Below are 6,369 nucleotides of genomic sequence, written 5' to 3'. Positions count from 1 at the left end.
TTGGGTTGTTTCAGAAGGATATCGCCAAGATCTTGATAGATTCAAACTTTCCCCAGGTTCAATCGACCCAAGCTGTACAACAATTGCTCAAAATCGACCCCCTTACCAACTCTGATTTTCCTACCTGGGAAGAACATCATCTGATCACCCTGTTGCAAGAACTCTATCGCTTAGGTAAAGGCTATTTTGGCAATACCAACTTTGCTCAGGGGGTTAGCGATATCTTGCAGGATATGCCAGCTCAGGAGCAAACTCAGTTTATCAACTGGCTTAACAACTCTGATCTTGGTCAACTATGGCAATAATCTACATATGGCAATAATCTACAATTAAAAATAAGCTTAAGAATCATTAATATGTTATCTGGCTAACCATAGTCTTATTGTGCCAGTTAGTGATAAGTGTGAAATTCCTATGAGCAGCTCTGCAGAACGGTCATCAGGTAATCTATCTCCCCTCAGCAGCCAGACCATCATCTATGGTGGTATTGCTTGGGCGATTATTTCCCTATTATTCTTCTTGCTGTTTGGGATTACATCCCCTGGGCAAGAGAGTCCATTTTGGTACCTGATGAGTACCTATGTTTTAGAATGTATACCCTTCCTAGTAGCAAGTATTCTCTGTTTCAGAAATTGGCGCAGCCCTCAGATTGCCAGTGGACGAAATGTCTGGCTAGGACTAGGTCTGGGGAATCTGTTCTATTTGATGGGTGACTTAATATTCGGTGTGTGGGAGCTGTATTTTCACCTTAACCCTGATGTATCACTAGCAGATGTGTTTTACTTATCCTCTTACGTATGTCTTGGGGTAGGCATGTTTTTAGCAGTTATTCCCAGGCGCTTAAACTTAGAACTTTGGCAAGGGTTAACGATTGTAGCGATTGCCATAGTGGGGATGGCCTTAGCTGCTTTGCTGTTACTTGCCCCTTCCCTCGAATCCAGCACTCCTGAATCTGGTGATGTGACCATTGCGTATTCTATTTCTGACTCGACCACACCACTGCTGGTCAACGAAAATAATGCTATGGTCATCTCGGCAGAGCCATCTGAAATAACCAACTCTGAGGGTAATCAGAGTACCGATCATAATTCTCCAAAGTGGGCTATTGAACTTGACAACTCACTGAGTGCCTATTCAAACCAATTGACCACCCTCTACATTGGTTTCGATGTCATTCTGCTGATTATTGCCTCATCACTACTGTTAGCGTTTTGGGGTGGACGTTTTTCCCAATCCTGGCAAATGATTGCCGCTGCAACATTTTGCCTGTACATTGCAGATATGTGGTTTAAGTATGCTGAGACTAGACCGAACTACGAAAGTGGCGGTTTACCAGAAGTCTTTTTTGTATTCAGTGGTGTATTGTTTGCAATAGGGGCTGCCCTGGAATATCAAATATCGAGCCGTTCCCGTCGTGGTTCACGCAGGCGAGCTGAAAAAGTAGCATGAGTCCAAGAAAACTATCTGATGTCGATAAACAGGACATCCTAGAACTATATCGACAGACAGCAGAGACAACTTCAACGCTGGCTGACCGTTATGGAGTTAGCAACTCCACCATTAGCCGTATCCTTAAGAGCAACTTGTTGGAGCCAGAATACGAGGCTCTAATCCAACAAAAGCGCTCTAATCGTACTGCTGATCATGTTTCCTCTTCTACTGTCAAAACGGCTAAGCCTGTGGTAGAGTCAGCAGCTCAACCATCACTAGTTGGACTCAAAAATGAACCATTAGCAAATGAAGCATTAGCAGAATCTACCAGTGATTTATTGACTTCAACCTCTACTGATGGACGTCGGCGACGTAAGCGTTCCTCTGTGGCTGCTCAACCACCAGTGGAGGAAGAGGAGCAACATACCCAATTGCAACTTGATATTACCACATCAAGTTCAGATGAAGATAAGTCTGTTGAGGACCAAGATCAATTCTTACCTGAGCATAAGGGACTAGCAACTAGGAGATTCACCGAGTTGTTGGACGAAGATTTAGGGGATTTGGATCAAGATGATGATTTAGAGGATTTGGAGGATTTGGATGATCTAGATGACCTAGATGACCTAGATGATCTAGATGACCTAGATGACCTAGATGAAGATTGGGACGATGACTTGCCAGATCCTGAGATTCACCAATCCATCAGAACTTCTCTGGCTAAAAGCGGTTCTTACATTGAAATTTTGCCCCTCTCGGAAGCTTCTCTTCCTAAAACCTGCTATCTGGTAGTCAACCGAGCGGCGGAGTTAATTGCTCGCCCTCTCAATGAGTTTAGCGACCTCGGACAAATTCCTGACGAAGAAGTTCAAGAGACCACCTTGCCAGTATTTGAAAACCATAGGGTAGCACGGCGTTTTTCTAACCGTTCTGAGCGAGTCATCAAGGTTCCTGATGCTCAGATGCTTCAGAAGACCTCTTCCTATTTGCAAGCTAAAGGAATTACCCGATTATTAATTGATGGTCAGGTCTATTCTATTTAATATCAAGTCCCCTGGCTTCTGGGTGAGGGACTTTGGCCTTTGGGGTTAATGGGAGTCGGGAGTCGGGAGTCGGGAGTCGGAATCCCCCCTACTTCTGGCGGAAGGGTGGGAGGGGGGAAGCAAATGGAATGTACTTCATAAGTATGATAAACCCTATAACTATTGATATAACTTAACTTGATATCACTTAATTGATATAACTTAAGCGCGTTGAGCCAGGGCAAATAGTTGGTCAGCTGTGGACTCAATCAGCTCCCGTTTAACTAGTCGGGAACGCCAAGATTCTGGTATCCCTTGCTCTCCATAAAATGCTCCTGCCAATTGTCCGTAAACTGCCCCGGTGGTATCAGCATCATCACCTAAGTTGACGGCTAACAGACAGCCTTCCCGAAACGAGCTACTGTGCTCAAAGGCCCATAAAGCCGCTTCTAAGGATTTCACGACATAACCTGTCCCCTTAATTTCTGGGGGCTGGCGGTATTTGAAGGATCCTGTGGCAATTTCGTGTATTTCCCCAACCATTGGGTTTTCTTGCCAGTATTGAGGAATGGGGCAATAGAGTTCCGAAAGCAGTTCTTCTTTGCTTACTCCATTAACTGCTCCCACTAGCAGGGCCCCCAAGTAGCGACAGGCATCTACAGCGGTTGCTACTCCATGAGTGGTGCGTGAACTATCACCAGACTTCTCGATCGCTTCTTTTGGTTTTTTAGCATAAAACAAAGGCACAGGAGCCAAGCGCATGATAGACCCATTACCAGCACTACGGGGAGCTGTGGAACCACAGTAAGGGTTTTGGGTGATTTGAAACTGCTGCAAGGCTTGGGATACTGTGTTTCCAATATCAAAACACTGACCTGTGCTACTTAGATAACCTTCTCGGGACCATCGCAGATACTGCTGTAATTGATCAACTGGATCAAACCCCTGTTGCTCAATCAAACTATGGGCTAAACACAGGGCCATGGATGTATCATCAGTCCAGTAGCCTGGCTTCAAACCAAAAGGTCCACCACCCACCATATCTTCAATCGGGGTGAAGGAGCCTGGTGGCTTAAACTCTAACGTAGTACCGACTGCATCCCCGACAGCCAATCCTAAGAGACTGCCACGGTAACGGTGAATTAGCTCCATGGGATAATTCCTCTTCTAATCCATAACCTCTGCTAATCTAGTGTTCGTGTTCTTTGCATCTTCGCGGTTAATCAAAATCCTGATTAACCCAACACCGTCACCCGGAGCTTGTTCAACCAATGAAACCGTTACTCAGACTCTGGCCTATAGCCTTGGCAAATAGACTGGTTTCCTTTCAGCAAACCATTAAACGTCAGGGTTGGTGGATTTTGCTATTTGTGATCGGGATGATAATTCCTCTATGCCAGCTTTCTCCATCCTACGCCAGTAGCACTTTTAGAGATGTCCCAGAGAATTATTGGGCTCAACCGTGTATCACTAAATTAGCACAACAAAATATTATCAGGGGTTACCCAGATGGTACCTTTAAACCGAATGCTCCGATCACCAGAGCTGAATTTGCTGCACTGCTTCTGAAGGCTTTCCCTAGTGCTCCTCAAGTGCGCAGTGACCAAAAATTCGTAGATGTACCAACTAATTACTGGGCTAATCAGGCTATTCGTAATGCTGATAAAACGGGATTTTTGGCTGGCTATCCTGGTAGAGTTTTCCGCCCTAAGCAAAATATCCCTCGTGTCCAAGCGTTAGTATCTTTAGCTAGTGGATTGAAGTATAAACCGGTCAAGCCTTCCCTAGAGACCTTAAAGGCAGCGTTTACTGATGCTACGGCAATTCCGAACTATGCCCAAAATGCGATCGCAGCAGCTACGGAAAATCAGATTGTGGTCAATCGCCCTAATGTGAAGCAATTCAAACCTAACCAACAAGCTAGTCGAGCTGAGGTAGCTGCTTTCTTGTGCCAAGCTACCCAAACCACTGGATTGATTCCTAATCAATACATTGCTAAGGTTGAGCCACCAACTCCTGGTTCTACTGACGCGGAGTTAAGAGGGGTATGGCTGACAAATATTGATAGTGAGGTACTGTTGTCTACTAGAGCAGTAACCGATAGCCTAGAAAAACTTAAGGAGCTGAACTTTAACACGGTATATCCTACAGTGTGGAATTGGGGTTATACACTATATCCGTCTCAAGTAGCTAAACGGGTAGTGGGACTGGAAGCACGAATATCGACGGAGTTAGAGAAAGACTTATTTGACCCAAAGAAGGGGGTGCAGGGAGGACGAGATGTTCTCAAAGAGATTGTCGAGGTGGGACATGACAATGGTTTGAGAGTTATTCCCTGGTTTGAATTTGGCTTCAAAGCACCCTCCTATTCTGAATTAGCCAAACGCCACCCAGATTGGCTGACCCAAACTAAAGATGGGGTCAAGACTCAAACTACTAAAGGGTTAGAGCCAGAGGATGAAAGACTACAAGAGATTGTTTGGCTCAATCCTTTTAAACCAGAGGTACAGCAATTTATTCAAGATTTAGTTATCGAAGTTGTCAGCAACTATGATGTTGATGGTATCCAATTCGATGACCACTTTGGGTTGCCAGTGACCTTTGGTTACGATGACTTCACAGTAGAATTGTACAAAAAAGAACACCAAGGTAAATCTCCTCCCACTGACCCAAAGGATCAGGAATGGGTACGCTGGCGAGCAAATAAAATTACGGATTTCCTAACCAAGCTGTTTCGAGCAGTTAAAGACAATGTTCAAGACAGTAACAATGATGTGATTATTTCTCTATCTCCCAATCCCCAGCGTTTTTCTTACCAATTCTTTTTAGCTGATTGGGCAACTTGGGAACAACGGGGTTTGGTAGAAGAACTAATTGTCCAGATTTATCGAGATAATTTCAGCACTTTCATATCGGAATTAGACCAGACAGAACTCAAAAGAGCAAGGAGTCATATTCCGGTAGGAATTGGCATTTTAAGTGGTCTCAGAACTCGTTTAGTTCCGGTATCACAAATTCAGCGGCAAGTCGATGCTGTCCGACTGCGGGGATTTGCTGGTGTGTCGTTTTTCTTCTATGAAACCTTGTTAAATATGAGTGATGAACCAGCTTCTAAGCGTGAGAGGGGTTTTGAGGTCATGTTTCCTGAGTTTGTGAAAGCACCAGATATAGAGGATTGGAAGAAATCGAATTGAGGCGTTGCTGAATTCAATTGAGGTGTTAGGTGTTAGGTGTTAGGTGTTAGGTGTTAGGTGTTAGGTGTTAGGTTTGAGGTTTTAGGTGTTAGGTGTTAGGTGTTATTTTTTAGATAACGACTAAACAAAAAAGGTGATCAGGGTGCTCGAAGTTAAGAGTTATCGAGACTTAAAGGTTTGGAATCGGGCAATGGACTTGGTTGTACTATGCTACAAACTTACTTCTAAGTTACCAAAAACTGAGATTTATGGACTGAGCAGCCAAATTCAACGGGTGCATCTCATTTTTGCTGTTTGACTCGGTGGTGCGTTACGGGCAACAACCTAACACTTGCTATGGCTTGCGTCTTGGCGAGCCCGTCCCTAACACACCCTACGCCACTTTTTTACAAATATGAGATGCAGCCAAATTCAACGAGCTGCTGTTTCGATTCCAGCTAATATCGCTGAGGGCAAAGGGAGACAGCATTTGGGAGACTATATCCATCTGAGATGCGGCAAGGGGACTCCCGTTATACCCGGCACGGGTTAGCGGGAGGGGAATTGCCGCGCTTCTAGTAAACTACCCGATAGGGTATCCTTATTTTCAAGATTTATATTCATAGCCGTCAGCCTTGTGAATAGTTTTCAAGTATTTGGGATGTACGTCAAATTTTTGAGTTGGTAGTTGAAGGGTAAAGCTAGGTCTAAAGCGAATTGCAATACGTCCGACATATTGACCA

General features: G+C 44.5%; 6 protein-coding genes and 2 pseudogenes. 6 read left to right on the top strand and 2 right to left on the bottom strand.

Annotation, left to right across the window (positions count from 1 at the left end; genetic code table 11):
• The 3 genes and pseudogenes from F6J99_RS39845 to F6J99_RS39835 all read left to right on the top strand — a co-directional run.
• Positions 1-305: pseudogene (locus F6J99_RS39845) on the top strand (hypothetical protein); the annotation flags it as partial.
• 109 nt (positions 306-414) lie between these two features.
• Positions 415-1,449, top strand: a complete 1,035-nt coding sequence (locus tag F6J99_RS39840; RefSeq protein WP_293121689.1) for a hypothetical protein — start codon at positions 415-417, stop codon at positions 1,447-1,449.
• Complete coding sequence (locus F6J99_RS39835; RefSeq protein ID WP_293121687.1) at positions 1,446-2,474, top strand: hypothetical protein; 1,029 nt, start codon at positions 1,446-1,448, stop codon at positions 2,472-2,474. Before F6J99_RS39840 ends, F6J99_RS39835 begins: the two co-directional genes overlap by 4 nt.
• Before the next feature lie 201 nt (positions 2,475-2,675).
• Here the strand turns inward: F6J99_RS39835 and F6J99_RS39830 are convergent, their stop codons facing one another.
• A complete protein-coding gene (locus F6J99_RS39830) occupies positions 2,676-3,605 on the bottom strand; it encodes an ADP-ribosylglycohydrolase family protein (protein ID WP_293121685.1) in 930 nt (309 codons plus the stop codon).
• A 119-nt stretch (positions 3,606-3,724) separates the two neighbouring features.
• On the opposite strand from F6J99_RS39830, the gene F6J99_RS39825 reads away from it, so the two are divergent.
• The 3 genes from F6J99_RS39825 to F6J99_RS39815 all read left to right on the top strand — a co-directional run bounded on the left by F6J99_RS39825 (position 3,725) and on the right by F6J99_RS39815 (position 6,179).
• The gene (locus tag F6J99_RS39825) at positions 3,725-5,647 is read left to right on the top strand and encodes a family 10 glycosylhydrolase (protein ID WP_293121683.1); all 1,923 of its coding nucleotides are present in this window, start codon (positions 3,725-3,727) and stop codon (positions 5,645-5,647) included.
• A gap of 133 nt (positions 5,648-5,780) precedes the next feature.
• Positions 5,781-5,945: a four helix bundle protein gene (locus F6J99_RS39820; RefSeq protein ID WP_365975195.1), complete on the top strand. Its 165-nt coding sequence runs from the start codon at positions 5,781-5,783 to the stop codon at positions 5,943-5,945.
• 96 nt (positions 5,946-6,041) lie between these two features.
• Positions 6,042-6,179, top strand: coding sequence for a four helix bundle protein (locus F6J99_RS39815; RefSeq protein WP_293121679.1), 138 nt, complete (start codon positions 6,042-6,044; stop codon positions 6,177-6,179).
• 54 nt (positions 6,180-6,233) lie between these two features.
• Here F6J99_RS39815 and F6J99_RS39810 read toward each other — a convergent pair.
• A pseudogene (locus tag F6J99_RS39810) lies at positions 6,234-6,369 on the bottom strand (HNH endonuclease); the annotation flags it as partial.

It is taken from the genome of Moorena sp. SIO4G3 (assembly GCF_010692305.1).
In the GTDB taxonomy this organism is placed as follows: domain Bacteria; phylum Cyanobacteriota; class Cyanobacteriia; order Cyanobacteriales; family Coleofasciculaceae; genus Moorena; species Moorena producens_A.
Note: the sequence above shows the minus strand (reverse complement) of the source record. Positions and strands in the feature narration are given on the sequence as shown.

Excerpts from the sequence above, each read along its gene's own strand:
- F6J99_RS39815 (WP_293121679.1), top strand. The coding sequence starts at position 6,042 with ATGAGATGCAGCCAAATTCAACGAGCTGCTGTTTCGATTCCAGCTAAT.
- F6J99_RS39840 (WP_293121689.1), top strand. The coding sequence starts at position 415 with ATGAGCAGCTCTGCAGAACGGTCATCAGGTAATCTATCTCCCCTCAGC.
- F6J99_RS39825 (WP_293121683.1), top strand. The coding sequence starts at position 3,725 with ATGAAACCGTTACTCAGACTCTGGCCTATAGCCTTGGCAAATAGACTG.
- F6J99_RS39830 (WP_293121685.1), bottom strand. The coding sequence starts at position 3,605 with ATGGAGCTAATTCACCGTTACCGTGGCAGTCTCTTAGGATTGGCTGTC.
- F6J99_RS39835 (WP_293121687.1), top strand. The coding sequence starts at position 1,446 with ATGAGTCCAAGAAAACTATCTGATGTCGATAAACAGGACATCCTAGAA.